The organism is Enterobacter cloacae complex sp. IR5384 (assembly GCF_049237265.1).
Taxonomy (GTDB): Bacteria; Pseudomonadota; Gammaproteobacteria; order Enterobacterales; family Enterobacteriaceae; genus Enterobacter; species Enterobacter cloacae.
Genome location: NZ_JBMKHJ010000005.1, coordinates 216498 through 234532, shown reverse-complemented (window position 1 = coordinate 234532; position 18035 = coordinate 216498). Strand labels below are relative to the sequence as shown.

Annotated in this window: 15 protein-coding genes; 8 read left to right on the top strand and 7 right to left on the bottom strand. The window is 58.3% G+C overall.

Features of this window, described 5'->3' with window-relative positions; all coding sequences use genetic code 11:
- Positions 1-2 precede the first annotated feature (2 nt).
- Entirely contained in the window at positions 3-974 is a 972-nt protein-coding gene (locus tag ACOTX3_RS07265) for a LacI family DNA-binding transcriptional regulator (RefSeq protein ID WP_038418845.1), read from the top strand.
- On the opposite strand, the gene ACOTX3_RS07260 is transcribed toward ACOTX3_RS07265, so the two are convergent.
- Entirely contained in the window at positions 975-2219 is a 1245-nt protein-coding gene (locus ACOTX3_RS07260) for a mechanosensitive ion channel family protein (RefSeq protein ID WP_020689363.1), read from the bottom strand.
- A 64-nt stretch (positions 2220-2283) separates the two neighbouring features.
- Positions 2284-3720 carry an MFS transporter gene (locus ACOTX3_RS07255; RefSeq protein ID WP_058678307.1) on the bottom strand — a complete coding sequence of 479 codons (1437 nt, stop codon included), beginning with the start codon at positions 3718-3720 and terminating at the stop codon, positions 2284-2286.
- Between the two features lie 107 nt (positions 3721-3827).
- On the opposite strand from ACOTX3_RS07255, the gene ACOTX3_RS07250 reads away from it, so the two are divergent.
- Both ACOTX3_RS07250 and ACOTX3_RS07245 read left to right on the top strand, forming a co-directional pair.
- Positions 3828-4697, top strand: coding sequence for a helix-turn-helix transcriptional regulator (locus ACOTX3_RS07250; RefSeq protein ID WP_013097685.1), 870 nt, complete (start codon positions 3828-3830; stop codon positions 4695-4697).
- Entirely contained in the window at positions 4694-5737 is a 1044-nt protein-coding gene (locus tag ACOTX3_RS07245; RefSeq protein ID WP_058678308.1) for a hypothetical protein, read from the top strand. Before ACOTX3_RS07250 ends, ACOTX3_RS07245 begins: the two co-directional genes overlap by 4 nt.
- On the opposite strand, the gene nfsB is transcribed toward ACOTX3_RS07245, so the two are convergent.
- From nfsB to ACOTX3_RS07230, 3 genes are all read right to left on the bottom strand, one after another.
- A complete protein-coding gene (gene nfsB, locus ACOTX3_RS07240; RefSeq protein ID WP_058678309.1) occupies positions 5734-6387 on the bottom strand; it encodes an oxygen-insensitive NAD(P)H nitroreductase in 654 nt (217 codons plus the stop codon). The genes ACOTX3_RS07245 and nfsB overlap by 4 nt on opposite strands.
- Before the next feature lie 120 nt (positions 6388-6507).
- Complete coding sequence (locus ACOTX3_RS07235) at positions 6508-6876, bottom strand: MmcQ/YjbR family DNA-binding protein (protein WP_013097681.1); 369 nt, start codon at positions 6874-6876, stop codon at positions 6508-6510.
- Positions 6866-7456 carry a TetR/AcrR family transcriptional regulator gene (locus ACOTX3_RS07230; RefSeq protein WP_013097680.1) on the bottom strand — a complete coding sequence of 197 codons (591 nt, stop codon included), beginning with the start codon at positions 7454-7456 and terminating at the stop codon, positions 6866-6868. Before ACOTX3_RS07230 ends, ACOTX3_RS07235 begins: the two co-directional genes overlap by 11 nt.
- Before the next feature lie 190 nt (positions 7457-7646).
- Between ACOTX3_RS07230 and ACOTX3_RS07225 the strand changes: the two genes are divergently transcribed.
- Positions 7647-8750 carry an MBL fold metallo-hydrolase gene (locus ACOTX3_RS07225; protein WP_058678311.1) on the top strand — a complete coding sequence of 368 codons (1104 nt, stop codon included), beginning with the start codon at positions 7647-7649 and terminating at the stop codon, positions 8748-8750.
- A gap of 32 nt (positions 8751-8782) precedes the next feature.
- Positions 8783-9124, top strand: a complete 342-nt coding sequence (locus ACOTX3_RS07220) for a RamA family antibiotic efflux transcriptional regulator (protein ID WP_014830972.1) — start codon at positions 8783-8785, stop codon at positions 9122-9124.
- Between the two features lie 44 nt (positions 9125-9168).
- Here the strand turns inward: ACOTX3_RS07220 and ACOTX3_RS07215 are convergent, their stop codons facing one another.
- On the bottom strand, positions 9169-9417 hold the full coding sequence (locus ACOTX3_RS07215; RefSeq protein ID WP_013097677.1) for a DUF1158 domain-containing protein: 249 nt from the start codon (positions 9415-9417) through the stop codon (positions 9169-9171).
- A gap of 489 nt (positions 9418-9906) precedes the next feature.
- Between ACOTX3_RS07215 and ACOTX3_RS07210 the strand changes: the two genes are divergently transcribed.
- From ACOTX3_RS07210 to ACOTX3_RS07200, 3 genes are all read left to right on the top strand, one after another.
- Positions 9907-12615, top strand: a complete 2709-nt coding sequence (locus ACOTX3_RS07210; RefSeq protein ID WP_127869198.1) for a cation-transporting P-type ATPase — start codon at positions 9907-9909, stop codon at positions 12613-12615.
- Positions 12616-12688: 73 nt separating this feature from the next.
- Positions 12689-13753: an efflux RND transporter periplasmic adaptor subunit gene (locus tag ACOTX3_RS07205; RefSeq protein ID WP_058678313.1), complete on the top strand. Its 1065-nt coding sequence runs from the start codon at positions 12689-12691 to the stop codon at positions 13751-13753.
- Between the two features lie 9 nt (positions 13754-13762).
- A complete protein-coding gene (locus ACOTX3_RS07200) occupies positions 13763-16897 on the top strand; it encodes an efflux RND transporter permease subunit (RefSeq protein WP_058678314.1) in 3135 nt (1044 codons plus the stop codon).
- On the opposite strand, the gene ACOTX3_RS07195 is transcribed toward ACOTX3_RS07200, so the two are convergent.
- Positions 16848-17969, bottom strand: a complete 1122-nt coding sequence (locus tag ACOTX3_RS07195) for a YbdK family carboxylate-amine ligase (RefSeq protein WP_013097673.1) — start codon at positions 17967-17969, stop codon at positions 16848-16850. The two genes, ACOTX3_RS07200 and ACOTX3_RS07195, sit on opposite strands and share 50 nt — an antisense overlap.
- Between the last annotated feature and the right edge of the window lie 66 nt (positions 17970-18035).

Below are 18035 nucleotides of genomic sequence, written 5' to 3'. Positions count from 1 at the left end.
CTATGTCAATTCAGAAAATCGCTCAGCTTGCCGGGGTGTCCGTGGCAACGGTCTCGCGCGTGCTTAACAACAGCGATACCGTGAAGGCGAAAAACCGCGAGCGCGTCCTGCAGGCCATTAAAGAGAGCAATTACCAGCCCAACCTGCTGGCACGCCAGCTGCGCACCGCGCGCAGCTATATGATTCTGGTGATGGTCTCGAATATCGCCAACCCGTTCTGTGCCGAAGTGGTGAAGGGCATTGAAGAGGAAGCCGAGAAGAACGGCTACCGTATTTTGCTGTGCAATTCCGGGTCTGATATCGAACGCTCCCGCTCGGGGTTAAGCCTGCTGTCGGGCAAAATCGTCGACGGCATTATCACCATGGATGCCTTCTCAAAATTGCCTGAACTTGCTGCCCTGATCGGCTCCGCGCCGTGGGTGCAGTGCGCCGAATACGCCGATGCCGGAACGGTCTCCTGCGTGGGCATCAATGATGTGGACGCGTCACAACATGCCATCAGCCAGCTTGTCGACGGCGGACGCAAACGTATCGCGATGATCAATCACGATCTCAGCTACAAATATGCCCGCCTGCGCGAACGCGGTTACAAAAGCGTGCTCCACCTGCGGGATCTGGATTATCAGGCGGTGGAATATGCCCGCGATCTCAGCTCCAGCGCGGGCATGGCGGCGATGCAAAATCTGCTGAAGGACAACCCGCCGGACGCGGTATTTGCCGTGTCCGATACCCTTGCGGCAGGGGCGCTGCGTGCCATACAGCAGGTGGGGCTGCGCGTGCCGGAGGATATCGCGGTGGTAGGGTTTGACGGTACGGAGCTGGCGGAGATGATCTCGCTGACCACCATTGAACAGCCTTCGCGGGATATCGGGCGCAAGGCAGTCGATCTGCTGTTGAATAAAATCGACAACCCGGATGCGCCCACGGAGAGGGTGATGCTGGACTGGCGCTTTATTTCCCGCGCCAGTACCTGATTATTGTGCGATGCCGCCCGCCAGGGAGCGAATATCGTTCCCGGTGGGGGACTGATGAATACGCAGACCAAATTCATCCACCACGGCAAAAATATGGTCGAAGATGTCAGCCTGAATCTCTTCATATTCCGCCCAGACCACCGTGTTGGTGAAGGCATATATTTCAATCGGCAGACCATTTGCGTCAGGCGCCAGCTGGCGCACCATCAGCGTCATATCTTTACGAATACGCGGGTGGTTACGCAGATATTCATTCAGATAGGCGCGGAAGGTGCCGATATTGGTCATCTTGCGCAGGTTTAATACCGATTCCCCTTCACCGTTTTGCTGATTCCACAGGTTTATTTCCTCATGACGCGCGGCCAGATAAGGCTTAAGCAGTTTCGCCTGAATCAGCTTCTGCTGCTCCTGCTCGTCGAGGAAGTGAATGCTGGTGGTGTCGATATTCAGGCTGCGCTTAATGCGTCGCCCGCCGGAGGCAGACATGCCGCTCCAGTTGATGAACGCGTCTGAGACCAGCGCCCACGTCGGAATGGTGGTGATGGTGTTATCGAAGTTGCGGACTTTAACCGTGGTGAGACCAATGTCCGTCACCGTGCCGTTAGCGCCGTATTTCGGCATCTCCAGCCAGTCGCCGAGCTTGAGCATATCGTTAGCGGAGAGCTGAATACCGGCGACCAGCCCCAGAATGGGGTCTTTAAACACCAGCATTAACACCGCCGCCATGGCCCCCAGGCCGCTTATCAGAATGGCGGGTGACTGGCCGATCAGCAGAGAGATAATTAAGATCCCCACCAGAATGGCGCTCACCAGCTTGATCCCCTGGAAGATCCCCTTCAGCGGCAGCTGTGAGGCGGTCGCCATTTTCTGCGACAGATTAAAAATCACGTCCAGCAGCGAGAAGAAAGAGAGCAGGGCATACACCATCACCCACAGCTTCGCGCAGGTGGTGAGCATTTCCGCTGCTTCGCTGCCTTTTTGCAGCCACAGTACCGCCTGAACGTTGACGATTATCCCCTGAAGGGTAAACGCCAGGCGGTGAAATAACTTGTTCTGCGTAATGATCTGCAACCATAAATGGCTGCTGGCCTGCGCGCGTTTCTCAAAAGCGCGTAGCACCACTTTGTGCAAAATAAAATGAACAATGATGGCGGTAAGAAAAATAATACCAAAGATAATCACTAACGAGGTGGTGTGATTAATTTCAATCCCTAACTCTTCAACCTGAGCAATTAATTCCTGCATAACGTCTCCTGTATTGATGCAGCCCCATAATGGCGGCTGCGGATCTATTATGCAAATTCGCGGCTTATTTGGTGGCGTGGTAGGTTTTCACCACCGGCAGGCACAGACGATGGCGCATACGTAACGTTGCCAGCCCCAGCACGATCATCATGCCGGTTTCCACGGCGAGGAAGACGTTAATCGCCTGGGTGTAATCGCCGTGGTGGTTTTGCAGCGCGTGCAGCAGGATCGCACCAAAAATCGCCGGGCCAAGCCCCAGGGCGGCCTGCTGCAGCGTACTTAAAATCGCGCTGGCCGCCCCGGCATCGTCAGGCTGAATGTCGCGCATCCCGATGCGGTAGAAGCTGTTGACGATCAGCGCCTGCCCATAGCCAACCAGCCCGGTTGCCGGTGCCAGCGTCAGCGCCGTGTTGTCCATGCCCCAGAGACGGAAGGTGGCAATCAGCGCCAGCAGGCCGATAATCTGAATCGCCAGCCCGGTCAGCAGAATCGAGCTGGTGCTGTAGCGGGCAATCAGACGCGGGGCAAACCATGCCGATATAAAGTAGGTCACCCCCAGGGCGATAAAACTGTTCCCCGACTGCCACGGTGCCATTCCCAGACCGGTTTGCATGGTCAGCGCCATACAGAACATAAACCCGGACCAGACGCTGAAAAAGAGCAGCGCAATCAGTACGCCAAACCGGATGCTGCGAAGCTGCATCAGACGCGGCGGGATCAGAGGATGGGCATCCTCACGCTCTTTTTTACGGGCATTTAAGACCATCAGATACCCCAGCGGGATAATCGCCATCAGTGCGGCCTTCAGCGGCCAGGACCAGTGCCACTGAGGGCCGAGGGCCATCGGAAACAGCAGGCAGCAGAGAATGACGGCCAGCAGGACGGTGCCCGTCCAGTCAATGCGCGACGCGGTTTCGCGACGGGTTTCCGGCACATAGCGACGACTCAAGCCCAGAACCACCAGACAGATGGGCACGTTGATAAAGAAGGCGTTACGCCAGCCCAGCCCGGCGATATCCGCCGACACCAACCAGCCGCCGCCCATCTGCCCGACGATAAACGCAATGCCGCCGATACCGCCAAACAGGCTGATCGCTTTCGCATGGGCCGTGCCTTTTAGCGTCACGTGCAGCGTGGCGAGGATTTGCGGCACGATCAGCGCCGCTCCTGCGCCCTGAATGATGCGCGCGGCAAGCAGTTGCTCAATGGTTCCCGCCATTCCGCACAGCAGCGACGCCAGGCCAAAACTTGCCACGCCCCACATAAACAGACGACGGCGCCCGAGGTTATCCCCGAGCTTGCTGCCAAGGGCAAGGCAGACGGCGAAGGCCACGCCGTAGAGCGCGACAATTAACTCCAGTTCGGTGGCGGTGGCGTGCAAGGAGTGGGTGATAGCGTCCAGCGCCACGTTGGTGATCGAGGTATCAATCAGCGGCAGCATCTGGCCGGTTAACAGCAATATCAGGCCTGCGCGACCCGGTGAAACAACTGACGTATTCATGGTAACTCCATTGCGTCATTCAACAGATGGTCGTAGCATCAACGATCTGATAAACGGGTACCAGTTCTTGCTTATACTGGTACTGGCACTACCATGCAGGGGGAGTTATGGCGCTGATGTCTGAACCTGTTGTCTCACTCAAGGACGACACGCGAAAACAGCTGGGGGCATTTTTACGCGCCCGGCGTGAGAGCCTTGATCCACAGCGTCTTGGATTGCCGCGCAGCGGCCGCCGCCGCACGCCGGGGCTGCGCCGTGAAGAGGTGGCTTTGCTGGCTGACGTGGGCGTGACCTGGTACACGTGGCTGGAGCAGGGCAGAGATGTTAATCCCTCCAGCACCGTGATGGCGGCAGTGGCAAAAGCGCTGCAATGCACCCCGACCGAGACGCGCCATCTGTTTGTGCTGGCCGGATTGCCGCCGGGTGAAGCGCCACAGGCGACGGGCTGCGAGGGGATCAGCGAGGGCACGCGTCGCCTGCTTGATACCCTCATGCCGAAACCCGCCAGCATCCAGAAACCCAACTTCGATATCGTGGCGTGGAACGACAGCTTCGGGCACTTAATGGGCGTCGATTTCAATGCGATCCCGCCGGAAGATCGCAACTGTATTTATCTTTTCCTCACCCATCCCGCATGGCGTGCGCGGCTTGGCAAGCGTGACGACGTGCTGCCGATCTTTGTCTCCTATTTCCGCGCGGCGATGGCCGAGCATCGGGGCGATCCGCTGTGGGAAGCGAAACTGGCGCGTTTCTTTGCGGTGTCTGAAGAATTTAAAACCCTGTGGCATCAGCGCAACGACGTGCGCGGAGTGGAGAACCAGCTCAAGCTGTTTACCCATCCTGAGCTGGGCGAGTTTACCCTGCAGCAGATGTACTGGTACTCTGCACCGCGTAATGGATCGCGGCTACTGGTCTATCTGCCGGTGGATGACGCGGGGGAGCGGGCGATGGAATGGCTGGCGGAGCAGGCAAAATGAAGGTAACCCGAAAACAGGAGCGGCTTTTGCGCCGCGCGCTCAAAGAGTGGCAGCAGGAAGGCACATTAAGCGCTGACGAGCATCAGCGTCTGGCGGGCACCTTGACACGCGTCACCATGGACTGGCAGCGGCTCAGCCGCTATGCCTTCTGGACGGCGCTGGCCTGCGTGATCATCGCTATCGGCAGCCTGTTCTCCGACAGTGAACTGATGGCGCGCATTATTGCATTCTTCTCTTTCTCCTCCATCGCCCGCATCGGGCTGCCTGCGCTGGTTGCCGTGCTGTTTTATCTGTGGGGCTTCAGCCGACAGCGTCGGGAAACCCAGTGGCATTACAGCACTGAAGCCATGCTTTTTCTCGGCGTGCTCTTTACCGCCATCGCGCTCTGGCAACTTGGGGAGCGTCTGGATAACGGCAGCGGCCATATCGCACCGCTGTTCCTGGCGGGATGTGCGGTTTACGGGCTGGTGGGCTTCTTTGGTCGCTCTGGCCTGGTGTGGCTGTTTTTCCTGCTCTCACTCGGTAACTGGTTTGGTGCGGAGACGGGCTATATGTCCGGCTGGGGCGCCTACTGGCTGGGAATGAACTACCCGGTACGCTTTATCTTCTTCGGCGGTGCGCTGCTGGCACTGTGCTGGCTGCTGCGCGGAAGGCTGCAGGCGCGCCATCTATACACGACCAGCAAAGCGATGGGGCTCACGTATCTGTTTGTCGCCCTGTGGATCATGTCGATTTTCGGCAACTACGATATCGACAACTGGTATGGCGTTACGCAGGCTTCGCTGCTGCCGTGGGCGCTGCTGTTCGCCGTGGCGGCGGTGCTCTGCATTTACATCAGCCTTAAAACCGACGACGGCATGCTGCGCGGTTTTGGTCTGACCTTCCTCGGCATTAACCTCTACACCCGCTATTTCGAATACTTCTGGGACGGCATGAACAAAGTGGTGTTCTTCCTGCTCCTCGCGGCGTCGCTGGCGGTGATTGGGCGCTATGCAGAACGAATCTGGCACGCCGGGATCCAGCGTGCCAGTACTGATTAGCACTCAGTCACAATCGTGCTCAGCGGCAGGCGAGATTTTGGCAGCGTGGCGTTGAAATCTTCCACGCTGTGATGCCCAACCGGCACCACCACCAGGCTGGTGAAACCTTTCTCTTTCAGGCCGAACTCTTCGTCGAGGATCGCGGCGTCGAAGCCTTCAATCGGTACCGCATCCAGGCCCAGCGCAGCCACGCCCAGCAGGAAGTTACCCACGTTCAGATAAACCTGTTTCGCCATCCACTGGTCGTCATCTTTCAGATCCACACGGTGCATGTCAGCGAAGTAGGTACGACCTTTATGGTTCGCCGCTTTGGCTTCTGACGTGTTGAAACGGCCATCGGCCTCTTCCTGATCCACCACGCGTTCCAGCCAGGCATCGTCCATCGCGGTTTTTGCGCAGAACACCACCACGTGAGAAGCGTCCAGCATTTTGCGCTCGTTGAAGACGTAAGTGCCTGCGGCAGATTTCGCCACGCGAGCTTTACCTTCCTCGGTGCTGGCGACAATAAAGTGCCACGGCTGAGAGTTGGTGCTGGACGGGCTGTATTGCAGCAGGGTTTTGATCTTTTCCGCTTCGTCTGCGGTCAGTTTTTTAGCGGGGTCGAACGCCTTGGTGGAGTGGCGTTTCAGGGCGACAGAAATAATATCCATAACAACTCCTGGTAATGAAATTCGCCCGCACGCGGGCGCGAAAGGAGAGCAGATTACAGCGAGACGCGGAAAAAGATAAGTGCGATTCGAGCGCTTATACTGTTCGTCTCAGACGAACAATCAAACCGGTCTGATCCACTTCTGGTCTTTTTTCGGCAGCTTATCCACCACCAGATTCCACGAGTCATTGATGAGATCGGTCACCAGTTCTGGCGTGACGTCGTCGGTACCGTAGAGGGAAATCCAGTGTTTTTTATTGAGGTGATAGCCCGGTTCCACCCCGCGATAAATCTGCTGGTTTAACAGCGATTTTTCCGGGTCTGACTTCAGGCTGACGTGGGGCCGTCCATGTACGGTGCCCATCAGCATAAAAATTTTTCCGCCTATCTTAAACACATCGTATTCTGGCCCAAACGGCCAGCAGTGTTCGGTGAAAGGCAGCTCCAGCGCCACGCGTTTGGCGTGCTCCTGCAGGGATTTACTGTCCATCGCTCTCTTCCTGGGCAAGCCCGCGCCACATAACCTCAAACCCGAGCGCTTTAAAATCGACGGCGCGGGAAGGATCTCGGGTGGCAAATTCCATTGTGGATTCGGCAAGCGATAAGAAAAGCGCATCGCCAAAGGTTTTAAACTCATCGGACATAAATACCTGGCGCACCGAGCGGCGGCAGAGTTCATGCAGCTCCGGGAACATCTCTTTCACCGCCAGTTCCGTTTCGGCGCTCAGCTTTTCACTCACGCCTATCTGGCGGATTGCCGCATGCGCCACGGGGTTACGAATCCCCCAGTCCACATAGCTGTTCCAGATGTTTCGCGTATGCTCTTTCGGTGTGGTAAGGCTGCGATCCAGATTAGAGAGCATTGATTGACAGAGGTCCTGCTTGAGGTGCAGGTAGAGGGCATTCAGCAGATCGTCTTTGGTAGCAAAGTAGCGGAACAGGGTACCTTCGGCGACGCCCGCTTTACGGGCAATTAACGCCGTTGAGGCGGCAATACCTGACTGCGCAAATGCCGCGGTTGCGGCGTCCAGTAAGGCCTGTTTTTTATCTTCACTCTTCGGACGTGCCACTAAATTTTTCCTCCTGTCAATTGTAAAAACCCTGATTGAAACACGTGCTTTGACCCGCTGCAACGCGGAATGTCAAAGATCGAAAACGTCTTGACGACTTTATCATCATATCTATAATGAGTGCTTACTCACTCATAATCAAGTTCAGCCCGCGCAAACCATCGGATGGGGCGCGTTTTCGGGTCAGGATATGAAAAAGTCCCTCTTCATCTGCGTGGTGTTCGTCATGATTATTGCTTCAGCCGCGAGTTTACCGTTTGTTCTGAATGCCGGATTTGGCCAGCCACCGCAGGGTGCGCAGCTCACGGAAGTGGAGGCCTCGCCGCAGTATCGCGACGGCAAATTCCACAATTCGTTGCCCACGCCAGGCTATAACGGCGACAAAAATATGCTGGTGGCGATGTGGGAGTTCCTGACCAAAAAGACTGAAAACGCCCGTCCTGCACAGCCGCTGCCGCTGGTAAAAACCGATCTCGCAAGCCTGCCGCGGGAGCAGGAGACGCTGGTGTGGCTCGGTCACTCCTCCTGGTATATGCAGCTGGCGGGGAAACGGATCCTTATCGACCCCGTTCTCGGGAATTACGCCGCGCCGTTTTCATTCCTCAACAAAGCCTTCGCCGGGGAGTATCCCTGGCAGGCGAGCAGCATGCCGGAGATCGACCTGCTGATCATTTCGCACGATCACTACGATCACCTGGATTTCGCCACCATCACGGCGCTGCTGCCGAAGGTGAAACGCGTGGTCACTCCGCTGGGCGTGGGATCGCACCTGCGTTACTGGGGAATGAAGCCGGAGATTATTGAAGAGCGCGACTGGAACCAGTCGGTGCGCATCAGCGAGGCGCTGACGGTGCATGTGCTGCCCGCGCGTCACTTCTCCGGGCGCGGCATCAAGCGCAATCAAACCCTGTGGGGCAGTTTTATGTTCGTTACGCCCGAACAGAAGATTTATTACAGCGGCGATTCGGGTTACGGGCCGCATTTTAAGGCCATCGGCGAGCAGTTTGGCGAGGTGGATTTAGCCATTATGGAAAACGGTCAGTACGACCAGGACTGGAAGTACATCCATATGCTGCCGGAAGAGACGGCGCAGGCCTCGGTGGATCTGAACGCGAAAGCCGTGGTGCCGGGACATAACGGGCGCTTCGTGCTGGCGAAACATACCTGGAACGATCCGCTGATCCAACTGGCAAAAGCCAGCAAGGACAAAAATTATCGGCTGTTGACACCCGCGCTGGGCGAGCCTGTCCGGGTGAGTGATCCCACGCAAACATTTCGTGAGTGGTGGGAATAATGATCAATCAGGAAGCTGAAGGGGAGAGCAGTATGACCATTTCCGCTCAAGTCATCGACACTATCGTCGAGTGGATCGACGATAACCTGCACCAGCCATTACGTATCGAAGAGATTGCCCGCCATGCGGGTTACTCGAAATGGCACCTGCAGCGGCTGTTTATGCAATACAAAGGGGAGAGTCTGGGGCGCTATATCCGTGAACGTAAGCTGCTGCTGGCGGCGCGGGATCTGCGCGAATCAGACGCCCGGGTGTACGACATCTGCCTGCGTTACGGGTTTGACTCGCAGCAGACCTTCACCCGCATCTTCACCCGCACGTTCAACCAGCCGCCTGGGGCGTATCGTAAAGAGAACCACAGCAGGGCACACTGATCTGTTTTGCCCGGTGGCGGTTTCGCCTGACCGGGCCTGCATTCTTACGACGCCAGTGAAAACCAGCGGCGCCAGACGAAACGCAGCACGAAGAATTCGATGGCGCCGAGCAGTAAGAACCACACGCAGAACAGAATGGTGTAGAGCTGGTTAAGGTCGACCATGTGGAAGGTCTGAACCAGCTTCTGCGCCAGCACCAGCCCGAGAGAGGGGGCCGGTAGCAGCAGGCACGAAAGCAGGGCCAGCAATAAAATGCCGCCCGCAGTGAGCAGCGATTCTAACGGGTGTTTCATCGTAATGTTAATCGTCAGTTAAAAATGTCATTGTCCGGCATCCCGGAACGTAAAGCAATATAAACCCACCCACCCGGTTTCACTGAAATAATCACCGCTTATCAGCTTCTTATTCGTAAAATAAAAATAAATCCTCACGCGCGATTAAAAGAATATCGCGTTATGTCAATTAATGTCTGGATTACGAAAATAATTTTACAAAGGAATAGGTGCTATATCCAATTAACGTTGCAATAACAATGGCTGCGATAATGTATAACGCCAGACGGCGTCCGCGATAAATACCAAACATGGTTCCTCCTCGTTTAAAGTTGGTTTAGAAATATTTTGTAAAAATTGGCTCATCGAAATACTTTTATGCAGTTTTGAATAACCGAGAAGTCATTATATTGCGGTAGATCAATTTTACTCGCAAGACTTTAAAATGAATTTATTTTAGCCCGAAAGGAATTCAGGCTTCAGTTCACCGGATATTGAAGGAAAAATACGATGACCGAAAAAAAATTGTCCCCGAACGTGCCGCCTTCCGGCGGGCTGGCATACCAGCAGACCGTAGAGCAGGTGCTTGCGCACACCCAGAGCCAGGCCAGGGGTCTGGAGCGTGCAGAGGCGCAGGCGCGTATGCAAAAACATGGCCCGAATGCGCTGCCGGAGAAAAAAGGTAAACCCGCCTGGCTGCGTTTTTTAGCCCATTTTAATGATGTTCTGATTTATGTCCTGCTGGCAGCAGCCGTATTAACGGCAATAATGGGCCACTGGGTCGATACGCTGGTTATTTTAGGCGTGGCGGTGATCAATGCGTTAATTGGTCATATTCAGGAAAGCAACGCGGAAAAATCGTTGAAGAGTATTCGTAATATGCTCTCCAGCGAGGCGCGTGTTATTCGCGATGGCAACCATGAAACAATACCCACAACTGAAATAGTTCCGGGGGATATTATTGTTTTACGGGCGGGGGATCGTATTCCCGCAGATATGCGCTTAATCGAAGCACATAATTTACGCGTGGAAGAGGCGATTCTCACCGGCGAATCAACGGTGGTAGATAAACACACCAACCCGCTGAACGGTGAACTGCCGCTGGGCGATCGCACTAACCTGGTCTTCTCGGGCACCACCGTGAGCGCGGGTGGGGGGATCGGCGTGGTGATTGCCACCGGGCAGGAGACCGAGCTTGGCCACATCAACCAGATGATGGACGGGATTGAAAAACACCGCACGCCGCTGCTGGTACAGATGGACAAGCTGGGCAAGGCTATCTTCGCCATTATTCTGGCGATGATGGCGGCGCTGTTTATCTTCAGCCTGGTGTTCCGCGAGATCCCAATGGGCGAGCTGCTGCTCTCGCTGTTTAGCCTGGCGGTGGCGTCCGTACCGGAAGGTCTGCCGGCGATTATCTCCATTATCCTCTCTCTGGGTGTGCAGGCGATGGCGCGCAAGCGGGCGATTATCCGCAAGCTGCCAACGGTTGAAACCCTGGGGGCGATGACCGTGGTCTGCTCAGATAAAACCGGCACCCTGACCATGAACGAAATGACGGTGAAGGCCATCATCACCGCTGACGCCTGCTACCGCGTGGACGGCAACAGCTACGAGCCGGTGGGCAACATTTACCTGGAAGGCAGCGACGAGCCGATGCAGATCCAGCCGGACACCGTGCTGGAGCAGTACCTACGCACCATCGACCTGTGCAACGACAGCCAGCTGATTCAGGACGAGCGTGGCCTGTGGGGCATCACCGGTGGGCCGACCGAAGGCGCGCTGAAGGTGCTGGCGGCGAAAGCCCACCTCGCGCCGGTCATGACCACGCTGATTAACAAAATCCCGTTCGACTCGCAGTACAAGTACATGAGCACCCACTACCAGATTGGCAGTGAGGAGCAAATCCTGATCACCGGCGCGCCGGATGTGATTTTCGCCCTCTGCGCACAGCAGCAGACCCGCAACGGTGCGCAGGCGTTTGACCGCGCGTACTGGGAAAGCGAGATGGAGCGCTATGCGCGCCAGGGGCTGCGTATGGTGGCCGCGGCGTTCAAACCGGCAAACGGCGAGCAGGCGCTGACGCATGACGATCTCAGCCACGGTCTGATCTTCCTCGGTATCGCCGGGATGATGGATCCACCGCGCCCGGAAGCCATTGACGCCATTAACGCCTGCCAGCAGGCGGGGATCCGCGTGAAGATGATCACCGGCGATCACCCGCAGACGGCAATGAGCATTGGCCAGATGCTGGGGATCACCAACAGCGAGCAGGCGGTGACCGGCTACCAGCTGGAGAAGATGGATGACGCCGAGCTGGCGGACGCGGCGGTGAAGTATGACATCTTCGCCCGTACCAGCCCGGAGCATAAGCTGCGCCTGGTGAAAGCGCTGCAGGACAAAGGCGAGATCGTCGGCATGACCGGCGACGGCGTGAACGATGCCCCGGCGCTGCGTCAGGCGGACGTGGGTATTGCGATGGGCATCAAAGGCACGGAAGTGACCAAAGAGGCGGCGGACATGGTCCTGACGGACGATAACTTCGCCACCATTGCCAGCGCGGTAAAAGAGGGGCGTCGTGTTTACGACAACCTGAAGAAAACCATTCTGTTCATCATGCCAACTAACCTGGCGCAGGGGCTGCTGATTGTGATTGCGCTGCTGGCGGGGAACATCATTCCGCTGACGCCGGTACTGATTCTGTGGATGAACATGGCAACCTCCGCCACGCTCTCCTTCGGCCTGGCGTTTGAAGCCGCCGAGCGCAATATCATGCGCCGTCCGCCGCGTCAGACCGGGCAGCACGTGATGGACGCGTACGCCGTGTGGCGCGTGGCCTTTGTGGGCACCATGATTGCCATCGCCGCCTTTGCGCTGGAAGCCCTGCTGGCCCCGCGCGGTCACAGCGCGGAGTTCATCCGCACCGTGCTGCTGCAGATGCTGGTCTGCGCCCAGTGGGTGTACATGATCAACTGCCGCAATACCGAAGGGTTCTCCCTGAACCGCGGCCTGCTGGCAAACAAAGGGATCTGGCTGGTGACCGGCGTGCTGTTCCTGCTCCAGGCGGCCATCATCTACCTGCCGTTTATGCAGATGCTGTTCGGGACGGAAGCGCTGCCGCTGCGCTACTGGTTCGTAACGCTTGCGGTAGCGGGCGTGATGTTCTTCGTCGTCGAAATCGAGAAGCGACTCACCCGCAGGTTCCGTAAGGCTGCATAACCTTTTGCCCTCACCCTAACCCTCTCCCTGTGGGAGAGGGCCGGGGTGAGGGCAACAACCCTGAGGTACTCCCATGAAATTCCCACTCCTGTTCGCACTGCTTACCTTCACCCTGCCACCTGCCTTTGCCGCCGCCATTCCTGTTCGCGTTGCCACCGTGGAACAAACTACCCACGCTGCTGAGCGCCAGATCCCGGGCCGCATCGAGGCGATTCACACCGTTGAGTTGCGCGCACGCACGGAAGGCGTGATAACCAAAATCAACTTCCGCGACGGGCAATATGTGAAAAAAGGCGACGTGCTGTTCGAACTGGATGATGCCGAGCCGCGTGCTGCCGTGCGTCTGGCTCAGGCCGAGGTGACGAGCGCTGAAGCGACGCTGCGGCAGGCGCAGCAGCAGCTCTCCCGTTTTGAAAGCCTGGGCAACAACAACGCCATCAGCCGCCACGATGTGGATAACGCCCGTATGCAGCGCGATGTCGCCCGCGCCGCGCTGGAGCAGGCGAAAGCCCGGCTGGAAACCCGCGACGTGACGCTGGGGTACACGCGCATCACGTCACCGATTGCCGGGCGCGTGGGGCACAGCAACTTCCACGTCGGCAGCCTGGTCAACCCCGCAAGCGGCGTACTGGTGGATGTGGTGCAGCTGGATCCGATCCGCATCGCTTTTGCGCTGGAAGAGGGCGCGTTTGCTGCTAAAGTCGGCAAGCATAACGATCTCCGCGCCATGAAGCAGGCCTGGCAGGCGTTAATTGACAACAACGGTCAGCGTATCGTCGGCGAGCTGACGTCGGTGGACAACCGTATCGACCCGCGCACCGCCAGCGTGATGCTGCGCGCCGAATTCGCCAATCCACGCCATCAGCTGCTGCCTGGCGGCAATGTGAATGTTTTTCTGCGGCCCGCCAGCGCAACGCCGGTTATGACGCTGCCCGCCGCTGCCGTACAGCAGAATGACGACGGTTTCTTCGCCTGGGTGGTAAACGCCGACGGCAAGGCGGAAAAACGTCCGCTGACGGTCGCCGGACAGATCGGGCAGCAGTTCCAGATCGCCTCTGGCGTACAGCCTGGTGAGCGAGCGATCGCTGACGGCGTGCAGCGTGTTCAGCCCGGCGCTGCCGTCCAGATACTGAATTAAGGAGCCATCATGCTGACGTTTTTCATCAAACGCCCGCGCTTTGCGATGGTGATTGCGCTGGTCATTACCCTGTTGGGGGCTATCGCGCTGAAGCTGATCCCGGTGGAGCAGTATCCGCAGATCACGCCGCCGGTCGTGAATGTGTCAGCGTCATGGCCGGGGGCCAGCGCGGCTGACGTGGCCGAGGCCATCGCCACGCCGCTGGAGACCCAGCTTAACGGCGTGGACCACATGCTGTATATGGAGTCCACCAGTTCGGATGAAGGCACTTACAGTCTGAACATCACGTTTGCTGCCGGGACAGACCCGGATCTGGCCGCCATCGACGTGCAAAACCGCGTGTCGCAGGCCACGGCACAGCTACCGGCCGAGGCACAGCAAAACGGCGTGCAGGTGCGCAAGCGCGCCACCAACCTGATGATGGGGGTAAGTCTTTACTCACCGGAAAACACCCACACGCCGCTGTTTGTCAGCAACTACGCCAGCACTCAGGTGCGCGAGGCGCTGTCCCGTTTGCCCGGCGTCGGGCAGGTGCAGATGTTTGGCGCGCGCGACTACAGCATGCGCATCTGGCTGCGGCCCGATCGCATGAACGCGCTCAACGTCACCACCGACGACGTGGCGCAGGCGCTGCGCGAGCAGAACGTGCAGGGCGCGGCAGGCCAGGTCGGTACACCACCGGTCTTTAACGGCCAGCAGCAGACCCTGACCATCAACGGGCTGGGGCGCTTAAACCAGGCAGAAGAGTTTGCCAACATCATCATCCGCGCGGGCGAGATGGGGCAACTGGTACGCCTGCAGGACGTTGCCACCATCGAACTTGGCTCGCGCAGCTACAGCTCCGGCGCGCAGTTGAACGGACATGACTCCGCCTACCTTGGTATTTACCCCACTCCGTCTGCTAACGCCCTGCGCGTCGCCGGGGCGGTGCGTGCAGAGCTGGAGCGTCTCTCGACGCGCTTCCCGGACGACCTGGTTTATGAGGTGAAATTCGACACCACCACCTTCGTGGCTGCCACCATTAAAGAGATTGGCGTCTCCCTGGCGCTGACGATGCTGGCGGTGGTGGTGGTCGTTTCCCTGTTTCTGCAGAGCTGGCGCGCCACGCTGATTGTCGCCCTTGCCATTCCGGTGTCGCTGGTGGGCACCTTTGCGGTGCTTTACACGCTTGGCTATTCCGCCAACACGCTCAGCCTGTTCGCCATTATTCTGGCGCTGACCATGGTGGTGGATGACGCCATCGTGGTGGTCGAGAGCGTCGAAACGCTGATGGCGGAAGGGCAGAGCCGGACGGCGGCGACCGGGCTGGCGCTGCGCCAGATTGCCGGGCCGGTGATCGCGACGACGCTGGTGCTGCTGGCGGTATTCGTGCCGGTGGCGCTGCTGCCGGGGATTGTCGGCGAGCTGTACCGCCAGTTTGCGGTCACGCTCTCCACCGCCGTAACGCTCTCAAGCCTGGTGGCGCTAACGCTGACACCCGCGCTGTGTGCGCTGCTGCTGCGTCCGCGTCCGGCGCAGCCCGCGGCGATTTTCCGCGGCTTCAACCGGGGGCTGGAGGCCACGCGTAGCCTCTACTCCCGCATGGTGAGTATATTCACCCTTCGTCCGTGGCTGGCACTGCTGGCCACCGCAGGCGCGGCGGCTGTGGTGGTGTTCAGCTTTATGTCGATGCCTAAAGGTTTCCTGCCGCAGGAAGATCAGGGCTACTTCTTCGCCAGCGTTCAGTTGCCGGAAGCGGCCTCGCTGGAGCGCACCGAGGCGGTGATGGCTACGGCACGCGAATTAATTGCTAAACATCCGGCGGTGGAAGACGTGATTCAGGTCTCCGGGTTTAACATCCTCAACGGCACCAGCGCCTCCAACGGCGGGTTTATCTCCATCATGCTGAAGGACTGGAGCGAGCGTCCGCCGCTGGATGAAGTGATGGGTACCCTTCAGCGCCAGCTGCTGGCGCTGCCGGAAGCAACCATCATGACCTTTGCCCCGCCGACGCTGCCGGGGCTGGGCAATGCTTCCGGCTTCGACCTGCGTATTCAGGCGCAGGCGGGGCAGAGCCCGGCGGAGCTGGAGCGCATCACCCGCGAGGTGCTGGTGAAAGCCAACCAGCATCCGCAGTTGAGCCGCGTATTCACCACCTGGAGCAGCAACGTGCCGCAGCTGACGCTGATCGTTGATCGCGAGCGTGCGGCGCGTCTCGACGTACCGGTGTCACGCATCTTCAGCAGCCTGCAAACCGCATTTGGCGGCACGCGTGCCGGCGATTTCAGCGTCAACAACCGCGTCTACCATGTGGTGATGCAAAATGAGATGCAGTGGCGCGAGCGCGCCGGGCAAATCAGCGAGCTGTTTGTGCGCAGCAACAACGGTGAGCGGGTGCGCCTGAGTAATCTCGTGACCATCACGCCCACCGTTGGTGCGCCGTTCCTGCAGCAGTACAACCAGTTTCCGTCGGTGTCGGTGAGCGGTTCCGCGGCGGAAGGGGTGAGCAGCAGCACTGCGATGGCGGCGATGGGCGACATTCTGGCGCAGAGCCTGCCCGCCGGGTACGACTACGCCTGGAGCGGCATGTCGTACCAGGAGCAGCAGACCGGCAATCAGGCAATCTGGATCGTGCTGGCGGCGGTGGTGATGGCGTGGCTGTTCCTCGTCGCCCAGTACGAGAGCTGGACGCTTCCGGCGAGCGTAATGCTCTCGGTGCTGTTCGCCATCGGCGGGGCGCTGGTCTGGCTGTGGATAGCCGGCTACGCCAACGACGTGTATGTGCAGATTGGCCTGGTGTTGCTGATAGCCCTTGCTGCCAAGAACGCGATCCTTATCGTCGAGTTTGCCCGCGCGCGGCGCATGGAGGGGATAGCAATTGTCGATGCGGCTCGCGAGGGAGCATCACGCCGCTTCCGTGCGGTAATGATGACGGCGGTATCGTTCATCATTGGCGTCCTGCCAATGATGCTGGCGACCGGGGCGGGTGCCCAAAGCCGTCGCATCATTGGTACTACGGTATTCAGCGGTATGCTGGTGGCGACCGTGGTGGGGATCCTGTTCATCCCCGCACTGTTTGTGCTGTTCCAGCGCCTGCGCGAGTGGGGGCACGGCCTTACGGACTCGTCGCCCACAGCTCGCAGTGCTTCTGAACCAGAGAAATAAGCGAGCCGCCGTCGGCGATAAAGTCCCGCATGCGCTGCGCCTCGCTCTTGCCCTGCTTTAACAGCAGGGCAAGTTCCTTAATCGCGCTCGTCGCGCCGAGTTTCTCGGCCGATGGCGCAACCTGCTCCAGCAGCCAGGCAAGATCTTCCGCCACCGTCTTATGCTCGCCGGTATGCACGTCCGTCAGTATGCCCTCAAGCCCGTAGCGACACGCCTGAAAACGGTTAAAGCGATACAGCAGAAAATCTCTCTCCTGATGCTTATACGGCCGGGTGGTCAGCAGCCAGTGGGATGTCGCCTGGATCAGCCCGGCGATATTGATCGCATGGCCGAGCGTCAGCGGCGTATCCATCACCCGCACCTCAACGGTGCCAAAATGTGGGCTGGGGCGGATGTCCCAGTGCAGATCTTTAATGCTGTCGATCATGCTGGTTGAGCTCAGGCGGCGAAACAGCCCCTCGAACTCCTGCCAGTTGTTGACCCACGGCATCTGCCCGTTATCTGGGAACCCGGAAAAGATATTGAGTCGTGAGGAGGCAAACTTTGTGTCCGTGCCCTGCATGTAGGGTGATGCGGCGGCCAGGGCGATAAAGTGCGGGACAAAGCGTGACAGGCCATGCAGCAGATAAATTGCGTCATCGCCGGTCCGGCACCCGACATGCACGTGCTGGCCAAACACCGTCGCCTGTAAAATCAGATAGCCAAAGCGCTCCAGCGTGATGTTGTAGCGCTCGTCATCGCACACCTCCTGCCGCTGCCACTTCTGGAACGGATGCGTCCCGCCGCCGCAGATCTGAATATGCTGCTCCGCCGCCGCCCGCAAAATGCTCTGCTGCATCATGGAGAACTGTGCCGCCGCCTGATCGATGTTCTGGCACACGCCGGTGGCAATCTCAAGCATGCTTTCGGTGATATCGTGTTTAACTTCACCGCCTTTGATGTCGTCTTTAACGGCGGCGATAAGCGCGGAAGAGTCCTGGCTCAGATCGTATCCCGGTGGGTTAACCACCTGCAGCTCGAGTTCGATGCCAAGGGTATAGGGTTCAGAGGATTTGAAATCGGGTAAAGGCATGGCGCACTCCGTTGTCTGTCGTGTGTTGAGTATAGACAACGACGTGGCGCTCACTTTTTACAGTGG

What these genes read in the sequence shown, in the direction of transcription:
- ACOTX3_RS07225 (WP_058678311.1), top strand. Translation starts at nt 7,647, where the DNA reads ATGAAAAAGTCCCTCTTCATCTGCGTGGTGTTCGTCATGATTATTGCT.
- ACOTX3_RS07210 (WP_127869198.1), top strand. Translation starts at nt 9,907, where the DNA reads ATGACCGAAAAAAAATTGTCCCCGAACGTGCCGCCTTCCGGCGGGCTG.
- ACOTX3_RS07250 (WP_013097685.1), top strand. Translation starts at nt 3,828, where the DNA reads ATGGCGCTGATGTCTGAACCTGTTGTCTCACTCAAGGACGACACGCGA.
- ACOTX3_RS07200 (WP_058678314.1), top strand. Translation starts at nt 13,763, where the DNA reads ATGCTGACGTTTTTCATCAAACGCCCGCGCTTTGCGATGGTGATTGCG.
- ACOTX3_RS07235 (WP_013097681.1), bottom strand. Translation starts at nt 6,876, where the DNA reads ATGGACAGTAAATCCCTGCAGGAGCACGCCAAACGCGTGGCGCTGGAG.
- ACOTX3_RS07195 (WP_013097673.1), bottom strand. Translation starts at nt 17,969, where the DNA reads ATGCCTTTACCCGATTTCAAATCCTCTGAACCCTATACCCTTGGCATC.
- ACOTX3_RS07205 (WP_058678313.1), top strand. Translation starts at nt 12,689, where the DNA reads ATGAAATTCCCACTCCTGTTCGCACTGCTTACCTTCACCCTGCCACCT.
- ACOTX3_RS07220 (WP_014830972.1), top strand. Translation starts at nt 8,783, where the DNA reads ATGACCATTTCCGCTCAAGTCATCGACACTATCGTCGAGTGGATCGAC.
- ACOTX3_RS07255 (WP_058678307.1), bottom strand. Translation starts at nt 3,720, where the DNA reads ATGAATACGTCAGTTGTTTCACCGGGTCGCGCAGGCCTGATATTGCTG.
- ACOTX3_RS07265 (WP_038418845.1), top strand. Translation starts at nt 3, where the DNA reads ATGTCAATTCAGAAAATCGCTCAGCTTGCCGGGGTGTCCGTGGCAACG.
- ACOTX3_RS07260 (WP_020689363.1), bottom strand. Translation starts at nt 2,219, where the DNA reads ATGCAGGAATTAATTGCTCAGGTTGAAGAGTTAGGGATTGAAATTAAT.
- nfsB (WP_058678309.1), bottom strand. Translation starts at nt 6,387, where the DNA reads ATGGATATTATTTCTGTCGCCCTGAAACGCCACTCCACCAAGGCGTTC.
- ACOTX3_RS07215 (WP_013097677.1), bottom strand. Translation starts at nt 9,417, where the DNA reads ATGAAACACCCGTTAGAATCGCTGCTCACTGCGGGCGGCATTTTATTG.
- ACOTX3_RS07245 (WP_058678308.1), top strand. Translation starts at nt 4,694, where the DNA reads ATGAAGGTAACCCGAAAACAGGAGCGGCTTTTGCGCCGCGCGCTCAAA.